The organism is Arthrobacter alpinus (assembly GCF_001294625.1).
In the GTDB taxonomy this organism is placed as follows: domain Bacteria; phylum Actinomycetota; class Actinomycetes; order Actinomycetales; family Micrococcaceae; genus Specibacter; species Specibacter alpinus_A.
On sequence record NZ_CP012677.1, the window covers coordinates 3,305,082 to 3,330,084 of the forward strand.

Consider the following 25,003-nt stretch of genomic DNA (forward strand, 5'->3'; position numbering starts at 1 on the left):
ACTCAGGGGAAAGCAAAGGAACAAGATATCCCCGCCCGGACATTAGTCGGCAAGCGTTTAGCCCCTCTTTCCGGCCTGGCGCCGGCGCCACAGCAGCAACCCGGTTCCCCCGGCAAGGAGCAGTCCGGCACCGGCCAGCAGGGGTAGTGCCGCGGCGCCGGTTGACGCCAGGCCGTTGTTGCCCTGCCCCTCGGCCACGCCGTGCGTTGGGGCGTTCGAGGGAACCGTCGACGGTGCGGTCGTCGGTACGGGGGTGGCTGGGGTTGTGGTGGGCGGAGCTACGGTGGGCGGCGATGTGGGGACCGCCGGTGCCGGGAATACCGTGAACGCGCCGCCTGAGATATCCAAGCCAGTGCTGAACACCGTCGCGGCCGGGACGGGGATCCCTCCCCTGAGTGAGAGGCATTCCAGCGTGACGGTGGCCCCGTCGCCCAAGGCGTAGTCTGCCAGCACCGGGGCTGCAAGGACCCTGGCGGGCTGGGCCGCATCCGCCAACAGCGTGGTGGCGGAGATGACCACGGTGGATCCGTCGCCGCGGATCGCGCCCAGCCGGGCAGCGTCGGCAAAGCCGGCCGGACACGGCGCGGGGGCGAGGGCCCCGGAAAACCCGGGCTGCGCCGTGACGCTTCCCGCACCCAGAACCGCGCCACCGGCATCAAGGAGCGAGAGCACGCCAACACTGTTGGCAGGGGCGGGAGGCGCGGCCGCGTGGGCGGCGGTCGGTGCGGCTAGGAGCAAGGCGGCAATGCCGACGGCGGCGGCGCGGCGTGCGGCAGTATTCAATGACACGAGGAAAGCCCTTCTGGTAGTCGCCCCTTTTTTGATCGCGGGGCGGATGCATCGTCTCGCACCCAGGTGGACCGTCGGTGTCGAACAGGTTAACGATCCTGCCCCGCGCGATGTGCCATGTTCACCCGCCGCGCACCCTGCGTTCACCAACGCTGCCTAGGCTCTGGGATGTTCCAAACTACAAGGAGAGCTTCCACCGATGTGTACGCCGAAAACGCCCATGATGGTATCCCGACGCCAATTGATGGGCGCTGCCGCGCTCGTCGCCGCCGGCCTGGTTGCCGGATCCACCCTCCACGCCACGGCCGCAAGCGCCGCCACGGGAATCGATGACCCGGACGACCTGGCGTGGCTGGTGGGTGACCACCACGTCCACACCATCTACAGCCACGACGCCAAGTACTTGCAAAGCCAGCTGCTGGAGAAGGCAGCCGAATACGGCGTGGATGTCATCGCTTTCACCGAGCACAGTAACTGGGGTCACGCGAACATGGGCGGCGCCCTCAACTCCCAACGCGACATCGCCGCCGCCCGGGCGGCACGCCCCGACATGCTCATCTTCCAGGGGTTGGAGTGGTATATCCCCGCCGCCGAACACGCCTCCGTACTGGTGGCGCCGGGCCCCAACGAGGCCCGCATCCTGCGCCAGTTTGAGCTCCTATGGGACGGTAAGCTCAACGGCTGGGAAAAGCCCGCCGCAGGCTCCAACCAGGCCGCCGAGTGGGAACCCAAGGCCGGGGAGGCCATCGCGTGGTTGGCTGCCCAAAAGAAGGCCGGCTTCATTGACGACGTCGTGGTGCTGGCAAACCACCCGTCCCGCCTGGGCATAGACTCACCCCATGAAATGCGCAATTGGCGCGACGCCGCCCCGGAGATCGTGATCGGCATGGAGGGTGCGCCGGGTGCACAAGCCTCGGCCATCAGCACCTTCGCCAACGCCTCCAGCCAGCGCGGCGAGTACGAGAACTCGCCCAGCGAATTCTCCTTCCCCGGCTTCCCCGCGGAGGCTTACGAGACCCGCGGCGGCTTCGACTGGGTGACCAGCGTGGTGGGCGGGCAGTGGGACTCCATGCTCGCCGAGGGGAAGCCGTTTTGGATCACTTCCAACAGCGACAACCACCTCACAGCCAAGGACACTATGCGGATTGGCGACTACCCCACCGGCGACGGCTGGGACAACGGCGCCTCGCTTAACAACTTCAACCGGGCTGGGCGCCGCCCGGACCCCGTGGAGGCCGGCACCCCCCAGAATGGCAGCGACTTTTGGCCGGGCCAATTCAGTCGAACCCATATCGGTGCCCGCACCCGCAGCTACGCCCACGTGCTCGAAGCCATGCGGGCCGGACGCATGTGGGTTGACCACGGGCACCTGATCGCGGGGCTGGATGTGCGCCTGCGACCCGTGGGCCATACTGGTCCAGGCAAGGTCATGGGGTCCACCCTCACCGTCGCACCGGGGACCGATGTGGAACTTGTCATCACCATCCAGCCCACCACCGCAGCAAACTCCAGCGGGAAGGTGCCCCACTTGGCGCATGTGGACATCATCAAGGGCCTGGTCACCGGGCCCGTCGCCGACAAAGACACCTTCACGGCACCGAATACCAAGGTCCACGAGCGCATCGACACCGCCTCCATGAGCGGTGAAATCGTGCTGACCCGCACCTTCAGCAACGTCACCGAGCCGTTCTACCTGCGCCTGCGCGGCAGCGATGGACTGCGCTTCGGCGTCGGACCCATGGGTGCCGGCGTGGATCCACAGGGACCGATCCCGCACGGCGCCGGCGAGGGCGACCCGTGGGCCGACACCTGGTTCTACGCCAACCCGATCTTTGTCCAACTCAGCGGTACACCGTAGGCCGATCGAAAGGATGCGCAAAGAATCCTCGGACGTAGCGTCCGGGGATTCTTTGTGGATCCGTACTGGGGCTGGCGCTAGTCCAGCAGGAGCGCAGGCTCCTCCATGATGGCCGCCACGTCGGCCATGAACCGCGCGGAGAGGTCGCCGTCCACCACGCGGTGGTCGAAGGAGCCGCCCAGCGTGGTGATCCAGCGCGGGACCACCTCGCCGTCGACCACCCAGGGTTTGAGCTTGATGGTGCCAAAGGCGACGATTGCCACCTCGCCGGGGTTGATGATCGGTGTGCCCGTATCGATGCCCAGGACGCCAATATTGGTGACGGTCAGCGAGCCACCCTGCATGTCGGCGGGCGTGGTCTTGCCCGCCCGTGCCGTGGCGGCCAGGGAGTTCAGCGCAATAGCCAGCTCCTTCAGGGACAGGTCCTGGGCGTCCTTGATGTTGGGCACCATCAGCCCGCGCGGCGTGGCCGCGGCGATGCCCAGGTTCATGAAGTGCTTGATGATAATCTCATCGCCGGCCCAGGTGGCATTGACGGAGGGGTTGCGTGCGGCAGCCCAAATGACGGCCTTGGCCAGGATCAGCAGCGGCGAAACCCTGATGCCTTCAAAGTCGCGCGACGCCTTAAGGCGTTTCACAAACTCCATGGTGCGCGAGGCGTCAACGTCAACAAAAATGCTCACATGCGGCGCGGAGAAGGCGCTCTCCACCATGGCCTTGGCGGTCGCCTTGCGCACACCCTTGACCTTGATGCGCTCCTCGCGGGGATCCTCGGGGCCTCCGGAAGCTGCTGCCGGCGCCCAAAAGGTGCCCACCTGCTCCTGTTGTTCGGCCACGCGTTGTTCCTGATAGCCGAGCAGATCCTTTTTGGTGATCTCCCCGCGCGGGCCCGTAGGCACAACGTCCGCCAGGTTGATACCCAGGTCCTTCGCGGTCTTACGGACGGGGGGTTTCGCCAGCACGCGGTTCGCCTGTGCACTGCCTGGGCCTGCGCTGCCAGGTATTGCGCTGCCAGGGCTCGACGCCGGAGCCGGGCTTACGCGCGGACGGCGTCTGACGGCGTCGGCTTTGGGACCGGAGCCCACCAGGGGCTTCATGACCTCAGCCTCCTTCTCCTGAACGGGTGCCGATGCGCCAGCCTCGGCGGGGGCTACAGCGGATGCTACATCGGCGGCCGTGGCCTCGGAGCCGATGGCGATGATGTCCGTGCCAACATCCACGGTGTCACCCTCGGCCACCATCAGCTGCGCCACCATGCCCGCGTACGGCGAGGGTAGCTCAACGATCGACTTGGCGGTTTCAATTTCCACGATCACGTCGTTGATGGCAACGACGTCGCCCGCCTTAACCTTCCAGGAAACGATCTCGGCCTCCAGGAGGCCTTCGCCCACGTCAGGGAGCTTGAAGAAATTCAGGGTCGACATGTGTGGCCTTCCTAATATGCGAAGGCGCGGTCCAACGCCTCCAGCATGCGGTCAATGTCCGGCAGGTAGTGCTCTTCAACGCGCGCCACCGGGTACGGCATGTGGAAGCCGCCCACGCGGATCGCGGGTGCTTCAAGCGAGTAAAAGCAGCGTTCGCTCATGCGGGAGGCGATCTCCCCGCCGATACCCCCAAAGATGGGGGCCTCGTGGGCCACCACCAGCCGGCCGGTCTTGTTCACCGAGGCTTCAACCGTGTCAAAGTCTATGGGGGAAATGGAGCGCAGGTCGATCACTTCCACGCTATGCCCGTCCTCGGCGGCGGCGTTGGCTGCGGCCAGGGCCACCGGAACCAGGGGGCCGTAGGCGACGATGGTGGCGTCGGTGCCCTCGCGCAGGACGTGGGCCTTGAAGGGGTCGCCCGGGGAATTCTCGGTGTCGACCTCGCCCTTGAGCCAGTAGCGGCGCTTGGGCTCGAAGACGATCACGGGGTCCTTGCAGGCCACCGCCTGCTGGATCATCCAGTAGGCGTCGTTTGCGTTGGACGGGGTGATGATGCGCAGCCCGGCCGTGTGCGCGAACAGGGCCTCGGGTGACTCGGAGTGGTGCTCGATGGATCCGATGCCGCCACCGTAGGGAATGCGGATCACCACGGGCGCGCTGAGCTGGCCGTCGGAGCGGGTATGGATTTTCGCCAGCTGGGTGGTGATCTGGTTGAAGCCCGGGAACACAAAGCCGTCGAATTGGATCTCACAGATAGGCCGGTGGCCGCGCAGGGCCATGCCGATGGCTGTTCCAATGATGCCAGACTCGGCCAGCGGCGTGTCCATGACGCGGTGTCCGCCGAATTCAGCAGCCAGGCCCTCGGTGACCCGATACACGCCACCCAGGGCGCCAATGTCTTCACCCATGATGAAGCTTTTGGGGTCGCTGGCCAAGGTGGCGCGCAGGCCCTCGTTGATGGCCCTCGCAATGGTCATCGTTTTCATGCCGCACCGCCTTGGGGGGTTTCGGCGTCCGCAAAGGACGCCTGGTAATTTTCAAACCACGCCAGTTCCTCGGCCACCAACGGGTGCGCCTCGGCATAGACAGTGGCAAACTTTTGGCGGATATCCGCCCCACCCAGCGCCAGCGTGGCGCTGCGAACATGGGCCGCCAGCTCGTCGTCGTCGTTCTTCACCTGCTCAAAGAACGCGTCGTCGGCCAGGCCCTCGGCGCGCAGATACCTTTCCATGCGCTCCAGCGGATCCTTCGCCTTCCAGGCCTCTTCCTCGGCGTTCGGGCGGTACTTGGTGGGGTCGTCGGCGGTGGTGTGCGCGCCGACCCTGTAGGTGGAGGCCTCGATCAGGACCGGGCCGTGGCCGTCGCGGGCGTAGTCAAGCGCCCACTTCGTCACGGCGTACACGGCCAGGACGTCATTGCCGTCGACGCGGATGCCGGGAATCCCATACCCGCCAGCCCTGTTGACCAAGGGGATCTTGGACTGCACCTCAAAGGGTACCGAGATGGCCCAGTTGTTGTTTTGGCAGAAGAAGACCACAGGGGCGTTGTAGGAGGCTGCGAACACCATTGACTCATGGACGTCCCCCTCGCTGCTGGCGCCGTCGCCAAAGTAGGCCATGACGGCGGCCGGCTCGGTTGCGGGCTCGGCTATCAGATCGCGCTGGATCCCCATGGCGTAGCCCACTGCATGGAGGGTCTGGGCGGCCAGGACCAAAGTGTAGAGGTGGAAGTTCTTCTCCCGGGGGTCCCAGCCACCGTTGGAGATGCCGCGGAACAGCTTGAGTAGATCGGCCAGGTCCAGTCCGCGGGTCAGAGCCACACCGTGCTCACGGTACGTGGGGAAGGCGTAGTCGGCCGAGCGCATGGCGCTGCCGGAGCCAATCTGGGCGGCCTCCTGGCCAACAACGGGGACCCACAGGGCTAGCTCGCCTTGGCGTTGCAGGGCGGTGGCCTCGGTGTCAAAGCGCCGCACGGTGGCCATGTCACGGTAGAAGCCGCGCACGGTTTGTGCATCCAGGGCGTCGATGTAGGGGCCGAAGGTGGCCTCTTCGTGGCGCTTGCCGTGGGCGTCCAGGAGCTGAACCATGTCCGTCTCACCGACCACGTTGGCCCGTAAGACACCGGCCGACGTACCGGCATCAGGGCGCGAGGCTCCCACGCCGGAGGTGCCATGGCCAGATGTGTTCATGCCATTGGCAGATTGTTGGGCCGCGCCCATACCGTCTCCTCGATTGCCAAGCCACGCCCGCCCTGAGGTCAGCCGTGTCGACTCGTTGGTATCGATATATGCCCCAACAGGAATATATTCCCTTGAGTGCATATATTTCCATTTTCGATTTACAACTGTATCCGCACACGCGGCAATTGCGGTCTTTGTTAACCGCTAGGAAGCCCGTGGCGCATTTGTATAGGACGCACAGATCTCCAGAAGGCGGGTGTTTGCCGCCACCTCGCCAATGCTCACCCTGACCCCTTCAGCACCAAACGCCCGCACCGACAGACCTTGACTGTCCGCAAGGGCCGCAAACTCGGCAGTGTTTGGCCCGAAGGTAAGCCAGATGAAATTCCCCTGGGCCTCGGGAATCTCCCACCCGAGCTCCTGCAGCCCCGTAGTGACGCGATCGCGTTCATCGACCAGACTTTGTACTCTTTCCACAACCTGGTCATAGTTTTCCAACGAGGCGACAGCTGCCTGTTCGGCGATGCTGGAAACCGCAAAAGGGGTCGCTGCGGCGCGCAGGTAGGCGGTCACGTCCGCACCGGACACCGAGTATCCGACCCGCAGGCCCGCCAGGCCATGAGCTTTGGAGAATGTGCGCAAAACCACCACATTGGGGTACTTGCGGTACATAGCAAGGCCGTCCACGGCGTCCGGCTCCCGGACGAATTCCTGGTAGGCCTCGTCAATGACAATCACGACGTCGGAGCGGACGCTGCGAATGAACTCTTCGGTTTCCGCAAGGCGGAGCACCGGCCCCGTCGGGTTGTTGGGGGTGCACAGCAAAACCACAGTTGTGCGGTCCGTTACTGCCGCGGCCATGGCCGGAAGGTCATGCGTGCCGTCACCGCGCACGGGAACCTGCACGCTCTTGGCCCCGGCTAGGCCTACACAGATGGGGTACGCCTCAAAGGACCGCCAGGCGTAAACCACCTCGTCGGGATGACCGTCGTCGTTCTGTCCAGCAAAGGCGGCCAGAATCTGATTCAGCGCCCCTAGGGAGCCAGCCCCGGTGACAACATCCTCGGCAGGGACATCCAAGAACGTACCCAGGGCAGTGCGCAAGGCGGTACACATGGTGTCCGGGTATCGGTGCACCTCGAGTTTTCCGGCCAGCATGTCCATGACGGCGGGCACCGGACCCAGCGGATTTTCATTGGAGGACAGCTTAAAACTCTCCAACCCGGCTATCACCGAAGGAGGTTTGCCGGCCGCGTACTTGGGCAGACGGGCAACGACAGGACGCGGGTGGACTCCTGTTTGGGCGGTGGTGGGTTCCTCAGTCATAAACCCAAGCCTAAGACAGAGCGGGCCGTGGGGCACGCAATTGATGACTTGCCACCCCCAGCCTCTGTGAAACGATGGTCCCATGCGCAAATTTGTTCTTCAAGTACTGATCAATGCCCTTGCCCTGTGGGTTGCCACCTCGTTGGTGCCCGGCATTCAAATCATCACAAGCGGCACTTCCGGCCTTGAAACATCAAATGCAACGTTCAACACGGCCGTTGCCTACCTTTTCATCGCCGTAGTCTTTGGCGTCATCAACAGCTTGGTGAAGCCCGTGGTGAAGCTTCTTTCCCTGCCGGTGACCATCTTGACCTTGGGACTTTTCACCGTCGTCATCAATGCCGCAATGTTGTGGCTTACCTCGTGGCTGAGCTCCTACACTCCCGTGCACTTCACCATTGACAGCTTCTTCTGGACGGCCATCATCGCGGCCTTGATCATCAGCGTCATCTCCATGGTGGCCGGTGGCCTCCTCAGGTCCGACGAGCGCAGCTAAGCTTTAGCGCCATTCCCGAGCCTCCTTGTTGGCGGGGCGTTTCCTTGCGGGCGGCACTGCTCTCGCGGGGACGGGAGTATTGACGTCGCGTCCTTGGAACACAAATTTGTGCACTTTCACGGGGGCGCCGTGAAACGCCGGGACAAGTAGCTCATTCACTCTTTGTATGATCCCCCGGATGGCCGGATCGTCGCTGTTTTCCACGGCCTTCGCGTCATTGAGGTAGTTGTCCAGATCATGTGCCTCGCGGATGATCGCCACCGGATCATTGCCCTCGGTGGCGCCTGGCCGGTGCGACGTCACGCTGACCCAATTGGGCAAATCCGGCGCAGGTCCAAAGTCAGCGGCAGTAACAATGTCATGTTCATTTTCCAGGCCGAGGACCTGAATACTAGGGGCAACGTGCAGGTTTTTTGCCGGGGCCCCGGCAATAATGAGCATTTTGACGTTGACTTTCGCCAGGAATGCCGGATCCGCGGCTGCGGCGACCGCATGAATACCGCCGCCGCTATGCCCGGTGATCACCACTTCCTCGTTTGCGAGCGCCCCGACAGCGTGAAGGGCCGCCTTCATCAGCTCCTGAATAACTATGTGTTGCTGGGCGAACATCTCCTTCTGAGCCGCCGTCATGCCTTCCAGGTCGCCTTCAAGATCCCAAGGGTTCTCGCTGTCCACCTTGTTCCACACCTCGGTGCCTGGCAGGTTCACAATCCACACCCGCGAGCCGTCGGGCCGGTCAACCCTGTCCACGCCGATTGACCCGGGCGGATATCCGTAGGCGGCCTTGCTACCCTCCAGCAGCCCCTTGATGGTTGACTCCACCTTTCCCGGCACGCCCTCTGCTGGTTCGGCGACCGCCCGGTCCGGCTGCCATGGCAAGGCCGGGGCATACCATTGATCCCGCGGGATGGCCTGCACGGCAAGGCGCCCCGGTTTTGCTAGGCCCGCCCAGTCAAAAGTTCCTCTCACAAAGGCTCCCGCACCCACACCCCTGTTTGCCGTGTTGACAAGACCCAGATGGGTCAACAAATAGAAGGACCCGATTCCAGGACCCAATGCTGCCGCGCCGTAAGCAGGGCCGTTGTTGAGCAGTTTCTCGGTGGAATCGCGCAGCCCCTGTTCCTTGGCGCCCCGCCAGGAATGCCAAGCATCCACCCACAATTTCACGGGTGCCAGAGGTCCCCATATCCACGTTTGGTACCCGCTACCGAGAGCCTGGAGCTGTGCCGTCTTTGCCACCACCGCCGCATTGTGGGCCTCCGCTTCGTCATAGTTTCTGGCTGCATTGCTTGTTTGCCTGGCCAGCTCCGCTGTGTCGCCCTGGACGCGCATGCATGACCACAGCGCCGCCCTGACTGCGTCAACGGCGCCGTAGTTGAGGCCGCCGTAGGGGTAGCCGGGCGCACCCTGCTGCGTTGCTGTGCACAGCCATTCCCACTCGGAGCGCAGCCTATCCACCAGCGGTTCCAATTGTTCGGCCAGCCGTGCCAGCTTCAGACCGGCGGCGGAAATCTCACCCATCGTGTACCGGATGGAGCCGACGCCGCCGGTAATGGAAAATGTGGTGTCAGATTCACCCGCACTGGTCATTGCGGGCCTCCGTTGAACCACGGACCCAAACCGGGGCCCGTGTAAGGGGACCCCGCCGCTGCGGACTCCAAGTTTTGCGCATAGAACTGCACGGCCTCGGCACCGGCCCGAACATCCTCCACGGCCTCGACCAGTGCAGTGTTGCAAACGGTCACCGACTCGCCAAAGGCCGCTGCCGCCTTTGACTGCCAGCCCAAGGCCCGCAGCGGCCCCAACGCTAACCGCACGGCGTCGATCTCCCTGGCAATCGACTCCAGACGTTGGGCCACCACGGCAACGGCGTCAGGCGTTGGCCCCGCCACCGCCTTGTCAGGTCCAATATCTTCTTGCCCAAAATAGTCCATCTGCCGCTCCCAAAAACTGCCCTACACCTGAGACTAGGGTTGCCGTGCGGCGCCCGCCAACCCCTCCCTCCAGGATGTGAATAAGTCACCTGCCAGCCCCCGCTGTGGAGGAATCATAGGTTCATGAAAGAATTAGCCCATGTCTGATTCTGCATCTGCCACAGCCCGCATCCCTTCCGGCCGCAAGTCCCTGGCCGCTTCCTCCGAGCGCATTGCCCTGGGACCCCTCGACGGCCGCTACGCCGGCGCCGTTGCTCCCTTGGTGGACTACCTGTCCGAGGCGGCACTGAACCGAGACCGTGTGGGTGTGGAAGTTGAGTGGTTCATCCACCTGACCAACCACAACGTGTTGCCCGGCACCGAACCCCTCACCGCCGTTCAGCAGGCCGGCCTGCGCGCCATCGTCACCGAGTTCGACGCCGCAGCCGTGAAGGAATTGGCTGACATCGAGAACATCACCGTCCACGACGTCAAGGCTGTGGAATATTTCATCGGCAACCGCTTGGCCGCCTTGGGCCTGGAGCGCCTGAAGCCGCTGGTCCACTTCGGCTGCACCAGCGAAGACATTAACAACCTCTCCTACGCCGTGGGCGTCAAAGGCGCAGTCGAGGACGTCTGGCTGCCCGCAGCCCGCGCCCTGGTTGCCAAGATCGCCGAAATGGCGGAGGAAAACCGCGCCGTGCCGATGCTATCCCGCACGCACGGCCAGCCCGCCACCCCCACCACACTGGGCAAGGAACTGGCAGTGACGGCCTTCCGCCTGGCCCGCCAGCTGGACCGCATCGCCAAGACCGAGTTCCTGGGAAAGATCAACGGCGCCACAGGCACTTACGCCGCCCACTACGCCTCCGTCCCGGCCGCCGACTGGGAAGCCGTTGCCAAGGGCTTTGTGGAGTCGCTGGGTCTGGTGTGGAACCCGCTGACCACCCAGATCGAATCCCACGACTGGCAGGCCGAGCTGTACGCCGACATGGCCCGCTTCAACCGCATCCTGCACAACCTGTGCACGGACGTGTGGAGCTACATCTCCATCGGCTACTTCGCCCAGATCCCCGTTCCGGGCGCCACGGGTTCCTCGACCATGCCGCACAAGGTCAACCCGATCCGCTTTGAGAACGCCGAGGCAAACCTGGAAATCTCCAACGCGCTCCTGGACACCCTGGGCGCCACCTTGGTCACCAGCCGCTGGCAGCGCGACCTCACCGACTCCTCTAGCCAGCGCAACATCGGCGTGGCCTTTGGCCATTCACTGCTGGCCATCAACAACACCCTGGGCGGCCTGGGCCGCCTGGATACGGCCGATGCCGTGCTGGCGAACGATCTAGACCACAACTGGGAGGTTCTCGCCGAGGCCATCCAGATGGTCATGCGTGCCGAGGCCATTGCCGGCGTCGAAGGCATGGAAGACCCCTACGAGCGCCTCAAGGACCTGACCCGGGGCCAGCGCGTTGACGCCGAGCGGATGCAGGAGTTCGTCTCCGGCCTTGGCCTCTCCTCCGGCGCACAGGACCGCCTACTGGCCCTGACCCCTAGCACGTACATCGGCATCGCTGAGTCCTTGGTGGATCACCTGCAAAAGTAGGCATCCTGTACCGAATGGACAGTTGTTGCCGATGCCGTTCCCTTATTAGCAACAGCTGCCCATTCGCTTGAGGGAACGACGGCGGAACCCGGGTTGCGTTTGACTCGCGCCTTGGGTGCCGCCGTCGTTGCTTCCATCGCATCGAGGAGGTCACCGCCCTTTGTGCTGCGCTACCCGCCGTTTAGTGTGGTGAACTTCGAGTATGCCACTATGATGCCCGTCACGAGGGCGACCCCGGCCAGCGCCATGATCCACGGCAGGCGCCGGTAACTCGCCGCGCGGATGCTTCGGCGCCGCGATGCGAAGCCGGCTTGTAGCTTCTCGGAGTCACTCCGATCCGCAGGTGGACCCTGATGCCACACCCCGGGCTGGGAGGCCGCTGTGACGATCTGCTCACCTCCCGGGGTGACAGGCTTGCCGGGCGCCGTCTGAACCCGCGCTGTAGCTCCCTGCTATCCAGCACGGCGACGGTCTCGTGCTTTTTCTTGACGTCCAGCCGTGCCGCACCTACCACCACGATCATGGCGGCCACGTCCACGGGACGGCCCACGGCCTGGCTCAGGAACTTCGTGGCGCACTTTGCCTCATGCACCGAGTTGTGCAGGTGGGGCTGCTTGGTTCCATTGATCATCAGGATCCCGCCGGACACCCACAGGGACGGCGTGCAACACCGTATAGTCCCGGCCAAGCCCGGCCAGAATCCGGGCCACCTCGATCTCGTCCAAGGCCCCCGCTAACCACCGCAGCGCCTTCGCAGCCAACGGGCTGGCACCAAACAGGCGACCCAACGCACCGCGCAGCTGCGTCTCCTGCTGGGCCCGGAGTAATTCGGTGATGACAGACTCGCCAGGGACCTGCTCCCGCAGGCTGTGACCGGCGACCGTGTCATCCAGGTTGCTTTCCATGGCTGAAGCCGGGACACGACGATGGACCCGCCCCTATATCACCGGGGCCTGGTTTCCAGGAGTGTCCGCCTTATGACGCAGGACCCAGGCTCCACCACCGTCAAATTCACTAGTCGAACCACAGATCACAGGGCCTTGTAGAGCCGGCCCTGACGCCTATGCAGGAGGGCATGGGCTCCATCAGGAACTCCCCGTCCGGGGTGCATTCAAAAATGTAGTGGTTGGGCCTGAACGCGTTCTGCAGCATTTCACAATCGCAATAGCCGCCGCGCCGGCACATCCGCTCCTCCAGGGCCGTGGCCCGGGGTGCCCGAAGATCGCGGTAGCGCCTCATCCAGAACATGCCGTGGCAGCCAAAATCGAGCATTCTGTAGACGTAGCAGACCAGGCACTCACGCGGTAGCGGCAGGGTCAGCGCGGTGGACAGCTCATGGAGTTCTTGTTCAAGGTGGTCAAAAAACTCCGCTTCTTCCGGTGGCAGTGCCTCCATGACGACTCCTTTTTGTTGGGGACTTCAGCTTCGCCCCGGCGGGTGACATTTTCCAGCTTTCGCAAGGTGAATGTGGGGACCAAGGGCCTCGGATACGGCTGTGGAGGGCGCACCAGAACAAGTACGGCCCGGCAGCTGCATAATCGAGATGTGTTATTACCAACAATTCACGGCCTACCCCGGCCCTCTCGAGTACATTCGGCTTATGAGCAACGGCGATATCACCTTTCACACCCGTAAATGGGTCCGCCCCGAAGACCTGAACGCCAACGGCACGCTTTTCGGCGGCAGCTTGCTGCGTTGGATCGATGAAGAAGCCGCTATTTACGCGATCGTCCAACTAGGCAACGGCCTGGCAGTCACCAAGTACATGTCCGAGATCAACTTTGTCTCCTCCGCCCGGCAGGGAGACCTGATTGAAATGGGCCTGACGGCCACCCACTTCGGGCGCACGTCACTGACCATGCGCGCCGAGGTCCGGAACATGTTCACCCGGGAGTCCATCCTGACCATCGAGAAGATCGTGTTCGTGAACCTAGGCGAGGATGGCAAGCCCGCAGCCCACGGCTTCGACGCCATCACCTACGACAGGGACCGGGTCCCCCGCAAACACCTGAGCCACTTCGAACCCCAAGACTGAACCCCAAGACTGAACCCAGCCCTGAAACCCAGAACAGGGCCACGGGGCGGGCCACGCAGGAACGCTCCTGGGAGTCAGTGGGGCAGGTGCCCAGCCCGGGAGTCGTGGAACGCGAGAATCCGCTCCAACCCCTCCTGGACGGCGTCGTACCCGGCGGCAAAACTTAGCCTGACGGTGTGCCGCCCGCCAACAGCGTCAAAGTCCAGCCCGGGGACAACCGCCACTCCTGCCGACTCCAGCAGCGCCGAACAATAAGCGGCCGAGTCAGCGAACCCGTCCATCGCCGGACCTAGTCCGGCGTAAAGGTAAAACGCGCCATCCGCCGGGGCCACATCCTCCCAGCCCAGGCGGCCGACGTTCGCCAGAAGGTAGTCGCGGGTCCGGGAAAATTCGGCCACAAACGCATCCGCCTCTGCGTAGGAGGCCTCGCTGAACGCAGCAACGGCCGCCAACTGGGCCGGCGCCGGCGGGCAGAGCGCCACATTACCGGCCAGTGCGTCCACCACCTCCACCAGCTCATCGGGCACGATGGCCCAGCCAAGCCGCCACCCCGTCATGCCCCAATATTTGGAGAAGCTGGAAATCACCACCGCGCTGCGGTCTACTTCCCAGGCGCACACGCCGCGGGGATCGGGCGCATCGGGGCCCGGGTAGGTGATGCCGTGGTAAATTTCGTCGCTGACCAGCCGCACCGAATGCGTGGCACACCACCGCGCCAGCGCCGTCAGCTCCTCGCGGGAAACCATGGTGCCCGTGGGGTTGGCCGGTGAAGCAAGCATCAGCCCGGCCAGCGGCCCGTGCTCGCGCACCGCGGCATCGAGCTGCACCGGCGTCGGCTGGAAACGAGTGTCCGGGCCGGCGTCAATTTCAACCACCTCCACCCCGAGAGCGCGCAAAATGTTCTTGTACGCCGGGTAGCCCGGCCGGGCCAGGGCGACCCTGTCCCCGGCGTTGAATGCTGACAGGAACGTCAGCAGGAAGGCACCCGATGAACCTGTTGTCACGGCAACGTTCCGGGCATCAATCTCCAGTCCGTACCAACGCTGATAATGCCCAGCAATGGCTGCCCGAAGCTCGGCAATGCCCAGCGCCGGCGTATAGGTCATCGGCGTCCCTGCCGTGTGGAGGGCCGCGGCCGCCACTGACACGGCCGACGGCGCACCGCCACCGGGCTCCCCGGCACACAATGAAATGACGGAGCGCCCGGCAGCACGCAACTGCGCCACGCGGGCCAGGATGTCCATCACCGCAAACGGCGGCACCTGGGCCCGGGCCGCAACACCGAGTGGGCCGCTCACGACAAGCCCTGGCCGATCACCGGGAACCCCGTCGTGGGGAAGGAGCTGGGGAAGATCGACGGCGTCGGTATCGGAACGGGCGCCAGAGCCACTGCGGTTTGTTCGCCCATGGGAAGTTCCACTACGGTGCCGCGCACGTTCACGGCCAGGGCTGTACCGTCGTTGCTTACAGGCCGCGTGAAGGTGATGGCATCGGCCACCAGGTCGACGGAGAGCATCACACCGCGGACGGAGAGCTTGAAGGACAGGCTCGACCAGCCGGCCGGCAGGCGCGGGTCAAAGTGCAGCATCTCGCCCTGGTCACGCATCCCGGCAAAACCGCAGACCAGCGAACTCCAGATCCCGCCGGTCGAGGCGACGTGCACGCCATCGATCGTGTTGCCGTGGGAGTTGTCCAGGTCGATGAACAGCGCCTCGGTGAAATGCTTGAGCGCGGTGTGGGTGTAGCCAAGTTCGGCGGCCATGATGCCCTGAACACAGGCTGACAAGGTCGAGTCGCCGGTGGTGATGGGGTCGTAAAAGTCGAAGGCGCGCTGCTTTTCCTCATCCGTAAAGTCCTGCCATTGCAAGAACATGGCCAGCACGGCGTCGGCCTGCTTGAGGACCTGGTGCCGGTAGATCACCAGCGGGTGGAAGTGCAGCAACAAGGGGTACTGGGACCGTGGCGTGGACCAGTCCCAGGGCTCCAGGGTCATGAAGTCGTTGTCCTGGCTGTGCACCTGCAGGTGCTCATCGAAGGGCACGGACATCCTGTCCGCTGCTTGCTTCCACACCTGCCGTTCGGTATCCGTGACGCCGGGGTGACCCTCCACGGCGGCCGCTGCGCGCAAGTTGAATCTGGCCATGACGTTCGTGTAAAGGTTGTCGTTGACCACGGCGGTGTATTCGTCCGGGCCCGTCACGCCGTGGATGTGGAACAAGCCGTCCTTGCCAAAAAAGCCCAGGGACACCCACATGCGGGCCGTCTCGACCAGGAGGTCAGCGCCCATCTCCTGGCGGAAACTGGCATCGCCTGTGGCCCATTCGTACCGGTGGGCGGCAAAGGCGATGGCCGCGTTGATGTGAAACTGTGCCGTGCCTGCAGCATAATAGGCGCTGGCTTCGAGCCCGTTGATGGTTCGCCACGCGAACAAGGCGCCGTCAACGCTGAGCTCGGTGGCACGACGACGGGCCGCCGGCAGCATCCTGTGCCGGGATTCCAGAACCTGGCGTGCCGCGATGGGATTGGTGTACGTCAGGTAGGGCAGCAGGTAGATTTCCTGGTCCCAAAAGTAGTGCCCCTCGTAGCCGGATCCGCTGACCCCCTTGGCCGGGATGCCAGACACCCCTGCGCGCGCCGTGGCTTGCGCAAGCGCAAACAAGTTCCAGCGAATTGCCTGTTGAAGTTCCGGCTCGCCGCCCACCGCAATGTCCGCCGTGGCCCAATACTGGGCGTAGTGTGCGGCACTTTGCGCAAAAATCGCATCCACGCTGACCAGCGCCGCCTGGGCTTCCATGGCCAGCGTCTCCCCGCGGTCAGGTGCCGCCGATGCCCCGGCAGTTACATAGCTGACGCTTTCCTGCAGCACAAACTCTTCGCCTTCGCCCAGCGCTAGGACGTAGCGGACGCTTGATTCGTCCTGGTCCACCACCGTTTCAAAAGGCTGTTGCTCCGCATTGATCGAATGCTCCACTGCCATGGCCACGCGTTGGCGGGACGCCGCAGTCTCCCACGCCAACCGGAGCGATCCGTCGGACCCGTGCAGGTGCAACGGCACCAGGATCCTGTCGGCATGACGGCCGGGGCGGCGCGGGTCATGGGCCGACTGGTCCTCCACTGGCTTGTCCTGCCGATTGACGATGTCGCTTCTCACATCCGCGTACACCTCCCGGTCGGCGGTGATCCTCAACTCCACGCCCAAGGAACCGCGTGAGTCAAAGCCGACTGCCCGGCGCACCACGGTGGTGACCGTGGCGCCGGAGCGCGCCGCCCAGGTCACCTCACATTGGCAGATGCCGGTTGAAAAATCGACGCTTCGCCGGTAGTCCAGCACCGTGGATTCATCCAGGGTGAGTATTTCCCCGTCAATACTCACCGTGAAGTTGGCGGCATCTGGAACGTAGACAATCCGCTGTCCGGCGCGGGCAAAGCCAAAGGCGTTTTCGGCGTGCTTGATCTCCCATGTTTCGTGGAAGCCGTTGATGAAGGTCCCGGGCAGGACGCCCTCATCGCCCAGAGAATGGCTGCCCCTAATGCCAAGGTGCCCGTTGCCGAGAGCCATCAGCGTTTCAAGAGTGCCGTCGTCGTCGCTTTCATGGGAGGTTTCCACAAGCTGCCACGGCTCGCAGGGGAACCGGCGCCGGTCCGAGTTGATCAATGCCACTGGCGTTGCTCCTTCGTCATGATCGATTTTTTCCAGGGGCTTGGTTAGAGCAGCTCGGCGAGGTCGTCAACCACCACCGTGGCTCCGGCGTCGAGCAGGGTTTGCCGCCCAGCGCCGCGATCCACGCCGATCACCGCCAGGAAATCTCCCGCACTGCCAGCCTGGACCCCTGATACGGCGTCTTCCACCACTATGCACCCACTTGTGGGAACGCCCAAAAGTCCTGCCGCATACGTGAACGTGGCATGGTCCGGCTTTCCCGGGAGCCCGGCGGCGGCCGCCACCTGCCCATCCACCACCACGGGGAAGTAGCCCTCAAGCCCCGCCGCAGCCAGCACGGCGGGGGCGTTTCTGCTGGAGGAGACGACGGCGAGCTTGAGCCCGCGTGCCTTGGCTGCTTCCACAAAACGTACCGATCCGGGAAACGGCCGCACACCTGTGGTTTCCACAATCTCGTTGAAAACCAGGTTCTTCTTGTTGCCCAGACCGTGGACGGTCAGATTGCTGGGATCGTCATCCAGTGGCCCCTCGGGCAGCGTGATGGCGCGTGAGGCCAAAAAATCCCGCACGCCGTCAAAGCGGGGCTTGCCGTCGATGAAGTCGAAATAGTCACTCTCCCGGTACGGGGGGTGCCCGGTGTCAGCAAGGTAGCCGTCAAAGAGCATTGCCCAGGCTTGTTCGTGCACCACAGCGGTGGGGGTCAGTACGCCGTCAAGGTCAAAAAGCAGCGCGTCGGCACCGCTCCAATCAAGGCTGGTTTCACTCATAGCAATCCCTATCTTCCTCTTGTCGCTTGGCCGGGCGGCGTTGCCCTTACTGTAACCTTGCCAGCTGGGCACAACATAGGCTTGTGCTGTGAGTGAATTAACCGCAGTTGAGCCGCCCGAACTCGTCCAACCCATCATCTTGCTGGTGGACAGGGTGGAACCGGCCGGTGCCGACTACGGCATCGCAGCCGCCGCACTGGCCTCGGTACAGGCTTACTTAAGGGATCCTGAAAACCCCTGTTGGCAGCAGTGGGCTGCCGGCGCGTTTGGTAAGTCCGTGCGCCGCGCCGACGCCAAGATGTTTGCCAAGGTCCTCGCCGCATTTCCCGGCCATGCCGTGGCAAGCGTGGGCGACGGGCACGCCGTCGGCTTCCCGCCCATGCCGGCGCGGGCACTTCCGAAACTGCTGGCAAAGCTGCAGGTTTCGGACACGGTGCTGCCCCCCGGTGAACCCCTCGGGGCCCAGCCGGTGACTATCGTGTTGAACGGTGCACTGGGGATGTCCACGGGCAAGGCTGCAGCCCAGGCCGCCCATGCGCTCTTCGCCTGGGTGCTCGACGCCGGATCCCTCACAGTTGATGCGTGGTCTGCGGCCGGGTTCCCCTTGGGCGTCATCCATGCCAGCCCCCGGGAGTTCCGCCGGGGCGTCAAACGGGCCGCGGGCCCAGTGATCCAGGACGCGGGGCGCACCGAGATCGAGCCCGGTTCCACCACCGCCTATGTGTCCGTGACGCAGGAAAAGCCCCTCCCGCGGCGGAAGAAAACCACGGCTTAACGAATGGACGACGCCGGAACTTGGGTTCCGGCGTCGTCCATTCGTTCGCTGCTACTCGGCAGCGGCCAGCTGGCCGCAGGCGCCGTCAATTTCCTTGCCGCGGGTGTCGCGCAACGTCGTGGGCACGCCGGCGGCGATGAGCCGATCGATGAACTCCTGCATGACCTCCGGCTCCGAGGAGGTCCAGATGGAGCCGGGGGTGGGGTTCAGCGGGATCGGGTTCACATGGACCCAGCCCCGGCCGCGCTGGTTCAGCTTCTTCGCCAGCAGGTCCGCACGCCACGGATGATCGTTCATATCCTTGATCAGCGCGTACTCGATGGACACGCGCCGGCCGGTGACCTTGTAGTAGTTGTAGGCGGCGTCCAGGGCGTCGTCCACCTTCCACTTGTCGTTGACCGGGATCAGCTCATCACGCAGCTCGTCATCCGGGGCGTGCAGGGACAGCGCAAAGGTGACGGCCACGCCTTCCTCAGCCAGCTTGTTGATGCCCGGGACCAGGCCCACGGTGGAAATGGTGATGCCGCGGGCGGACATGCCCAGGCCCTCCGGCGCTTCGGCCACCATGCGATGCACGGCGTTCATGACGCGCTTGTAGTTGGCCAGGGGCTCACCCATGCCCATGAAGACGATGTTGGTGACGCGCTCGGCGTCGTGCCCACCATCAGTGCGCAGCTTGCCCAGCCCGCCCTCGGCGATGACCCGGTTGGCCTGGACAATCTGGTCCAGGATCTCCGCGGTGGACATGTTGCGGGTCAGCCCGGCCTGGCCGGTGGCGCAGAACGGGCAGTTCATGCCGCAGCCGCACTGGCTGGAGACGCAAAGGGTCACACGGCCCGTGTAGCGCATGAGCACGGACTCCACGAGCGAGCCGTCAAAGAGGCGCCACAGGAACTTCACGGTGTCACCGTTGTCCGTGGACAGCCGCTTGACCTCGGTCAGCAGTTTCGGGAACATGGTTTCGGTGATCTCGGCGCGGCGGTCCTTGGGAAGGTCGCTCATCTGCTCAGGATCGGTGGTGTAGTGCTGGAAGTAATGCACGGAGAGCTGTTTGGCGCGGAAGGCCGGCAGGCCCATCTCCTTGAACTTCGCCTCACGCTCGGCCAGCGTCAGGTCCGCCAGGTGCACCGGCGGCTGGGACACGCGCGGGGACTTGAACTGCAGCAGCGGCCGCCCGCCCGAGTCTTTAGCCTGCTTCCAGCCTTCGGTGGCAGGCATGACCTGCGCCGGGCGGCGGGCAGGCCGCGTCTTGGTGGCTGACGCTGTGGTCGCGTCAACAGGGCTGGGGGTGTTTTTGGGGGAAGTCATCCTTTCCATTGTCCCTCATAGAGGCCATCCTGTCCCGTTTTCGCCGCCAAGATCACATTCCGCACACCGGTTGCTTACCCGCACGCCCGAGGTTGTCCAACTACGGGCGTGCGGGTAAGCAACAGTTTTACCGAATTCTCCGGGTAGGACGGCCGTGACTAGTCAACAAACTCCGACAAGGTTGTGATGAAGTCCCATTCGCGCGCAGTCAGCATTCCACCCACCACCGCACCACCGGCCGCCACCCCAGGCTCAGGTACCTCATCCGCCCTAACGTTTTCGCGCAGCCACTGCTTTACAGGCAGATCCAACTCAAGCCACCACGGATGAATTTCCACTTCGGCCACCCCCCTAAGATGTCCTTCCACGCTATGCCTGTAAGGGCCGCTATTCAAGGCCCCGAAGCCGGACATACCATCGCGAGGACGGCAGTGAGAAGCGGGAAACCCCTTTGCCGGGGTGCGGCTATCCGCGAGGAATGTTGCGCAGGTTGCTGCGTGCCATGCTGACCACTTCGCCTGCTCCCCTGTTCAATACGACTTTGGACATGGCCGTGGCGAATCCAAGCACCTGGCTGCCCTTGAGCTTGGGCGGGATAGACAGCGCGTTGGGGTCGGTGACCAGTTCCACCAGCGACGGGCCGTCGTGGGCGAAGGCGGCACGGTAGGCGTCGGCAATGCCGGCGGGGTCGGTGACGCGCACGGCGTGGAATCCCATAGCCGCGGCGATGGCGGCGTAGTTCGTGTCAGGGACGTCCACACCAAAGTCGGCCAGTCCATCCACGAGCATTTCCAGTTTCACCATGCCCAGGGTGGAGTTGTTGAAGACGACCACCTTGACGGGCAACTTGTGTGCTGCGGCCGTGATCAGTTCGCCCAGCAGCATGGACAGCCCGCCGTCGCCGGACACGGAAATGACCTGCCGGCCCGGGAATGCAGCCTGCGCCCCGATGGCCTGCGGCAGGGCGTTGGCCATGGACCCGTGCAGGTAGGAACCGATCAGCCGCCGGGTGCCCAGCGGGTTGATGTAGCGGGCGGTCCAGACATTGCACATGCCGGTGTCGGCGGTGAAAATGGCATCCTCTGCAGCGATTTCATCCAGCAGCGAGGCCGCATATTCGGGATGGATGGGCACCAGATGGTCTGCGTTGCGGGTATAGGCGCCCACCGCCTTGTTCATCAGCTTGTCGTGCTTTTTCAGCATGTTGTCAAGGAACTTTGAATCCGCCTTGGCTGCCACAAGCGGGATGAGCGCCTGCAGGGTTGGCAGCACGTCGCCGTGTACGGCAATGTCGACGTCGGTGCGCCTGCCCAGATGCTCCGGCGCCCTGTCCACCTGGGCGGTGCGGATCTCGGGCAGGAACTGGTCGTACGGGAAGTCCGTGCCGAGCAGGATCAGCAAGTCGGCACCGGCGATGCCTTCCGCTGCGGCCCCGTAGCCGAGCAGGCCCGTCATGCCGATGTCGAAGGGGTTGTTGTACTGGATGAAGTCCTTGCCACGCAGGCTGTGCCCAATCGGGGCCTTGAGCAGTTCGGCCAAGGCAATGACTTCGGCGTGGGCTCCTTGGACGCCGGCGCCGGCAAAGATCGCCACTTTGTCAGCTTGGTTGATGGCCTCGGCCAGCTCCCTGACGCTCTCCGGCGCCGGCACTAGGCTGGCCGGGCGCACGGGACGTTGCAGGGGCGACGGCGCAGTGGCCGGGAGGCTGGCAATGTCTCCAGGCAACGTTAAGACGGCCACCCCTCGCAGGCCCACGGCGTGAGAAATGGCGCTATGCATGACCCTTGGCGCCTGGTCGGAGGTACTGACCAGCTCCGAATACACTGAGCATTCGCCAAAGAGCCGGTCCGGGTGGGTCTCCTGGAAGAAGCTGCTGCCGATTTGCACGCTGGGCAGGTGGGAGGCAATTGCCAAGACCGGGGCGCCACTGCGGTTGGCGTCGTAGAGCCCGTTCATCAGGTGCAGATTCCCAGGTCCGCAGGATCCCGCGCAGACGGCCAGTTCCCCCGTCAGCTGTGCCTCGGCGCCTGCCGCAAACGCTGCCGCCTCCTCGTGGCGGACATGGATCCAGTCGATGCCACCATTGGCTGAGCCGCCTGTTTTCCGGACCGCATCCACCAACGGGTTCAGGCTGTCGCCCACAATCCCGTAGATGCGCCGCACGCCAGCGGATTGCAGTTGTTCAATAAGCTGGGTGGCAAGTTCCTGAGCCATGTCTAACTCCCTGCGGTTGGGTTACCCTCGCGGACCGTAAGGCCAATATAGTCCCTCGGGCTACTGGCCCGCCCAATCGAAAACGGGGCCAACTCGCGAGAACGGTGGGGTTACCCACCGTTCTCGCGAGTTGGCCCCGTTTTCAGGGTCGCCTCGCGGATTGGCCCCGCTCTCGCGGAGCCTGCGCCGCTACCTGATTGCCGCCTCCACCTTTACCGCGTCGATCAGACCGCATACCGCCGCGAACAGTGGATGCCCCGGGGCCAGCCCGGTGATGCGTGCCGTGGCGTCGGCGGCCGTGTTGTCTTAGACGATGGAAGCCAACCAACAACCTCGGCGTGCCCGGCATCGGCAAACCGCAGGGCGGCATCAATGGCTTCCAACAGTGCAACAGGTGTCACACCATTTTCCGCCAGCTCGGCTGCCGGGCCAATGAAGCGCTCGTGGCGGCTGAGCTTGCGCAAGGGTGCACGGTCCACGCGGCCCACCGTGTCCGGGAGGTGTTCGTTGGAGAACCGGATCAGGATCTTCCGGACGTAGGCTTCCTGCTCAGCTTCACCAAATTCGTGCTTTTTCACCAGCAGTGCCTTGGTTTCCTCCAGCACGCCTGAACCTTGGCCTTGACATCCGGAACGTCCATGGCGTCGGAGATTTTTTCAATCCCGGCGGCGTAGCCAAAGTACGCCGTGGCGGCATTCCCGGTATTCACCGTGAACAGCTTGCGTTCAATGTACGGGACCAGGTCCTCGACGAAGGTGACTCCGGGAATGGTCGACTCCCCTCCCCGGAACGGGGTTTTTCGATGACCCATTCAAAGAACGTCTCCACCGTGACATCGAGCCCCTGGCCCGGGGCCTGGTTCGACACAATCCGGTCAATGGCCGTAGTGGCGAATATGGCAGCCGTATCCACGATGGCCGCAACCGCGGCGCCATCCGCGCGGAAGGCAGCTTCGAGGATGTCGGTGGCGTTGGTGGCGGTCTCGCAGTCCATGACCTTCAGCGGTGCCAGGCCCGCGTCCCGCGCCGCGATGCCGCGGGCGATCAGCGGGGCCGCGAACTGGAGGATGTTCGGGCCCACAGCGGTGGTGACCATGTCCGCCGTCGCAATTTCTGCGACAACGGCCTGCGGTGCCAGTGCGGAATTCAGTGCCCGGAAGTTATCCACCGTGTGCACCGTGGGCAACTCGCCGACCTCGTGGACCTGATAGCTGTCCGCTGCGGCGAGTTCCTCGATGAGGGCTTCTGCCACATCGGCAAAGACAATCTCATAGCCGGTGTTGTGCAGCAGCAGTCCGACGAATCCACGACCGATGTTGCCCGCACCAAAATTAACATTCTTCACTATGCGTTGACCTTTCCAAAGATGTCCAGAACTTCATCGATGGTGTCGGCGTTTTCCAGCCGGGCAACCTGCTCCTTGCCAGTGAGACGCGGGCGATCGAGGAAAGAATGGCTAGGTGCTCATTGTTGAGCCCGGCCACGCCCACCACAAACTTCACGGGCTTGCCGCGGCCTTCACTGGCCTTGTCCAGCTTTTTCATGACCCAGGCAGTCAGTGGGCCTAGGATCATGGCACCAACGAGCATGGTGATGTCTGTGCCCACGGATGGCGCCCAGTGTCTCGTTAGGGAAGAACCCCTCCGGGATGAAGAGGGCCGTGATGAGGCCTCAGGAGATGACGGCCCCAATATTGGGCATGATTATGCCAGAGAGGAAGGTGCCAAATTTCTGCACACCAACCCGCGTTCCGCCCCTCGGGGCGGCCACGGATGCAGTTGCCATGTCGATTCCTAACCGTAAGTCCTGCGCCAATGCAGGATTTTTCGTGTTCCTTCCTGGTGTTTCATGAATACTTCGCAATGCGATCGAGCCACTCCAGGAACATCTTCAACTCTGTGGTGGAGAGCTGTTCCGGGCGTGATGATTCAAGTGCGGCGTTGAGGGCAATAGCCGCCACCACCACCGAGGAGGCGCCCACGGGTGTCCCCGCCGTACTCAGTTCCATCTCCGAGGAGACGGCGGAGATCACCGCTTCCCGGGTCATGTCGGATAAATCAAAATTGCGGTCCTCCACCCGTTCCGCAATCAACATCAAGGTCACGCCAACATTGGCGGCCAGGATGCTTCGGGCGGCCCCCCTTGGTGGAACGCAGAGCTGGCCCGCTGCAGCCGCTTTCTCCAACATTTCCTCCATGAAACCCTCAGCCTCGGACACCCGCGCCGGACGGCTGTTGCCAAACATCACTGAATACAGCTGCGGATTCTCGAGCCCAAATTTCAGGTGGTTGTCCCAAATTTGGCGTACATCCCCCAACGGCTTGCCGGTGGGGGTGAAGTTGCGCTCGCCCGCCACATAGTCCTCGAACTTTGCATCGACGACCGCGTTGAACAACCCCTCTTTGTCACCAAAATGGTGGTATAGCGTGGGCGCGCTCACACATGCTAGTTCCGTGATTTGCCGGGTGGAAACGGCGCCCCCCGCCGAATTGGCAAGTAATTCAGCGGCAGCCTTGAGCAACCTTGCCTTGGGTGGAAGCTGGCCGTCTAAGTTCATGACTGCTACCCTAGCATCTATAACAACGCTATATGAAGTGAATCACAGGATGGGCTTCTAGGGAACCCTGCACCCGCAGGTCCCCGCCGGCAGGTGCCG

General features: G+C 63.8%; 21 protein-coding genes and 2 pseudogenes. 5 read left to right on the top strand and 18 right to left on the bottom strand.

Annotated features, from left to right (window positions below; genetic code table 11):
- Positions 1-57: 57 nt before the first annotated feature.
- Positions 58-789 carry an LPXTG cell wall anchor domain-containing protein gene (locus AOC05_RS15005; protein WP_062007951.1) on the bottom strand — a complete coding sequence of 244 codons (732 nt, stop codon included), beginning with the start codon at positions 787-789 and terminating at the stop codon, positions 58-60.
- Positions 790-988: 199 nt separating this feature from the next.
- On the opposite strand from AOC05_RS15005, the gene AOC05_RS15010 reads away from it, so the two are divergent.
- The gene (locus tag AOC05_RS15010; protein WP_157375002.1) at positions 989-2,647 is read left to right on the top strand and encodes a PHP domain-containing protein; all 1,659 of its coding nucleotides are present in this window, start codon (positions 989-991) and stop codon (positions 2,645-2,647) included.
- Between the two features lie 77 nt (positions 2,648-2,724).
- On the opposite strand, the gene AOC05_RS15015 is transcribed toward AOC05_RS15010, so the two are convergent.
- The 4 genes from AOC05_RS15015 to AOC05_RS15030 all read right to left on the bottom strand — a co-directional run bounded on the left by AOC05_RS15015 (position 2,725) and on the right by AOC05_RS15030 (position 7,576).
- Complete coding sequence (locus tag AOC05_RS15015) at positions 2,725-4,071, bottom strand: dihydrolipoamide acetyltransferase family protein (protein ID WP_062007955.1); 1,347 nt, start codon at positions 4,069-4,071, stop codon at positions 2,725-2,727.
- Positions 4,072-4,082: 11 nt separating this feature from the next.
- Positions 4,083-5,057 carry an alpha-ketoacid dehydrogenase subunit beta gene (locus AOC05_RS15020; RefSeq protein ID WP_062007957.1) on the bottom strand — a complete coding sequence of 325 codons (975 nt, stop codon included), beginning with the start codon at positions 5,055-5,057 and terminating at the stop codon, positions 4,083-4,085.
- On the bottom strand, positions 5,054-6,259 hold the full coding sequence (gene pdhA, locus AOC05_RS15025; RefSeq protein ID WP_231687127.1) for a pyruvate dehydrogenase (acetyl-transferring) E1 component subunit alpha: 1,206 nt from the start codon (positions 6,257-6,259) through the stop codon (positions 5,054-5,056). The genes AOC05_RS15020 and pdhA overlap by 4 nt, the downstream gene beginning before the upstream one ends.
- 195 nt (positions 6,260-6,454) lie before the next feature.
- Positions 6,455-7,576, bottom strand: coding sequence for a histidinol-phosphate transaminase (locus AOC05_RS15030; protein WP_062007959.1), 1,122 nt, complete (start codon positions 7,574-7,576; stop codon positions 6,455-6,457).
- A gap of 82 nt (positions 7,577-7,658) precedes the next feature.
- Here AOC05_RS15030 and AOC05_RS15035 point away from each other — a divergent pair, with 82 nt between their 5' ends.
- The gene (locus AOC05_RS15035) at positions 7,659-8,072 is read left to right on the top strand and encodes a phage holin family protein (protein ID WP_062007961.1); all 414 of its coding nucleotides are present in this window, start codon (positions 7,659-7,661) and stop codon (positions 8,070-8,072) included.
- Between the two features lie 3 nt (positions 8,073-8,075).
- Here the strand turns inward: AOC05_RS15035 and AOC05_RS15040 are convergent, their stop codons facing one another.
- Together AOC05_RS15040 and AOC05_RS15045 are read right to left on the bottom strand one after the other, a co-directional pair.
- Positions 8,076-9,662 carry a hypothetical protein gene (locus AOC05_RS15040; RefSeq protein WP_062007963.1) on the bottom strand — a complete coding sequence of 529 codons (1,587 nt, stop codon included), beginning with the start codon at positions 9,660-9,662 and terminating at the stop codon, positions 8,076-8,078.
- Positions 9,659-10,006: a hypothetical protein gene (locus tag AOC05_RS15045; RefSeq protein ID WP_062007965.1), complete on the bottom strand. Its 348-nt coding sequence runs from the start codon at positions 10,004-10,006 to the stop codon at positions 9,659-9,661. The genes AOC05_RS15040 and AOC05_RS15045 overlap by 4 nt, the downstream gene beginning before the upstream one ends.
- 139 nt (positions 10,007-10,145) lie before the next feature.
- Between AOC05_RS15045 and purB the strand changes: the two genes are divergently transcribed.
- Entirely contained in the window at positions 10,146-11,588 is a 1,443-nt protein-coding gene (gene purB, locus AOC05_RS15050) for an adenylosuccinate lyase (protein ID WP_062007967.1), read from the top strand.
- A gap of 584 nt (positions 11,589-12,172) precedes the next feature.
- Here the strand turns inward: purB and AOC05_RS15055 are convergent.
- Positions 12,173-12,493, bottom strand: a complete 321-nt coding sequence (locus AOC05_RS15055; protein ID WP_062007969.1) for a hypothetical protein — start codon at positions 12,491-12,493, stop codon at positions 12,173-12,175.
- Positions 12,494-12,602: 109 nt separating this feature from the next.
- Complete coding sequence (locus AOC05_RS15060) at positions 12,603-12,983, bottom strand: DUF2695 domain-containing protein (protein WP_062007970.1); 381 nt, start codon at positions 12,981-12,983, stop codon at positions 12,603-12,605.
- 205 nt (positions 12,984-13,188) lie between these two features.
- Between AOC05_RS15060 and AOC05_RS15065 the strand changes: the two genes are divergently transcribed.
- Entirely contained in the window at positions 13,189-13,623 is a 435-nt protein-coding gene (locus AOC05_RS15065; protein ID WP_082358019.1) for an acyl-CoA thioesterase, read from the top strand.
- A 74-nt stretch (positions 13,624-13,697) separates the two neighbouring features.
- Here AOC05_RS15065 and AOC05_RS15070 read toward each other — a convergent pair whose 3' ends face one another.
- From AOC05_RS15070 to AOC05_RS15080, 3 genes are read right to left on the bottom strand one after another with little or no spacing between them, the layout of a single operon-like run.
- Entirely contained in the window at positions 13,698-14,921 is a 1,224-nt protein-coding gene (locus AOC05_RS15070) for an aminotransferase class I/II-fold pyridoxal phosphate-dependent enzyme (protein WP_395939450.1), read from the bottom strand.
- Positions 14,918-17,284, bottom strand: coding sequence for a glycoside hydrolase family 65 protein (locus tag AOC05_RS15075; RefSeq protein ID WP_062007972.1), 2,367 nt, complete (start codon positions 17,282-17,284; stop codon positions 14,918-14,920). Before AOC05_RS15075 ends, AOC05_RS15070 begins: the two co-directional genes overlap by 4 nt.
- 44 nt (positions 17,285-17,328) lie before the next feature.
- On the bottom strand, positions 17,329-18,051 hold the full coding sequence (locus tag AOC05_RS15080) for an HAD family hydrolase (protein ID WP_154606372.1): 723 nt from the start codon (positions 18,049-18,051) through the stop codon (positions 17,329-17,331).
- Between the two features lie 88 nt (positions 18,052-18,139).
- Between AOC05_RS15080 and AOC05_RS15085 the strand changes: the two genes are divergently transcribed.
- On the top strand, positions 18,140-18,826 hold the full coding sequence (locus tag AOC05_RS15085; protein ID WP_062007974.1) for a peptidyl-tRNA hydrolase: 687 nt from the start codon (positions 18,140-18,142) through the stop codon (positions 18,824-18,826).
- Between the two features lie 51 nt (positions 18,827-18,877).
- On the opposite strand, the gene rlmN is transcribed toward AOC05_RS15085, so the two are convergent.
- From rlmN to AOC05_RS15115, 6 genes and pseudogenes are all read right to left on the bottom strand, one after another.
- Positions 18,878-20,134, bottom strand: coding sequence for a 23S rRNA (adenine(2503)-C(2))-methyltransferase RlmN (gene rlmN, locus AOC05_RS15090; protein ID WP_062007976.1), 1,257 nt, complete (start codon positions 20,132-20,134; stop codon positions 18,878-18,880).
- A gap of 158 nt (positions 20,135-20,292) precedes the next feature.
- Positions 20,293-20,481 carry a hypothetical protein gene (locus AOC05_RS15095; RefSeq protein ID WP_395939451.1) on the bottom strand — a complete coding sequence of 63 codons (189 nt, stop codon included), beginning with the start codon at positions 20,479-20,481 and terminating at the stop codon, positions 20,293-20,295.
- A 118-nt stretch (positions 20,482-20,599) separates the two neighbouring features.
- Positions 20,600-22,348 (bottom strand): pyruvate dehydrogenase, encoded by a 1,749-nt coding sequence (locus AOC05_RS15100; protein ID WP_062007978.1) that lies wholly within the window; start codon positions 22,346-22,348, stop codon positions 20,600-20,602.
- A gap of 189 nt (positions 22,349-22,537) precedes the next feature.
- Positions 22,538-23,692, bottom strand: a pseudogene (locus AOC05_RS15105) (mannitol-1-phosphate 5-dehydrogenase).
- Positions 23,692-23,858: pseudogene (locus tag AOC05_RS20860) on the bottom strand (PTS sugar transporter subunit IIA); the annotation flags it as partial. The pseudogenes AOC05_RS20860 and AOC05_RS15105, both read right to left, overlap by 1 nt.
- Positions 23,859-24,193: 335 nt before the next feature.
- The gene (locus tag AOC05_RS15115; protein WP_062007982.1) at positions 24,194-24,904 is read right to left on the bottom strand and encodes a TetR/AcrR family transcriptional regulator; all 711 of its coding nucleotides are present in this window, start codon (positions 24,902-24,904) and stop codon (positions 24,194-24,196) included.
- Positions 24,905-25,003 lie beyond the last annotated feature (99 nt).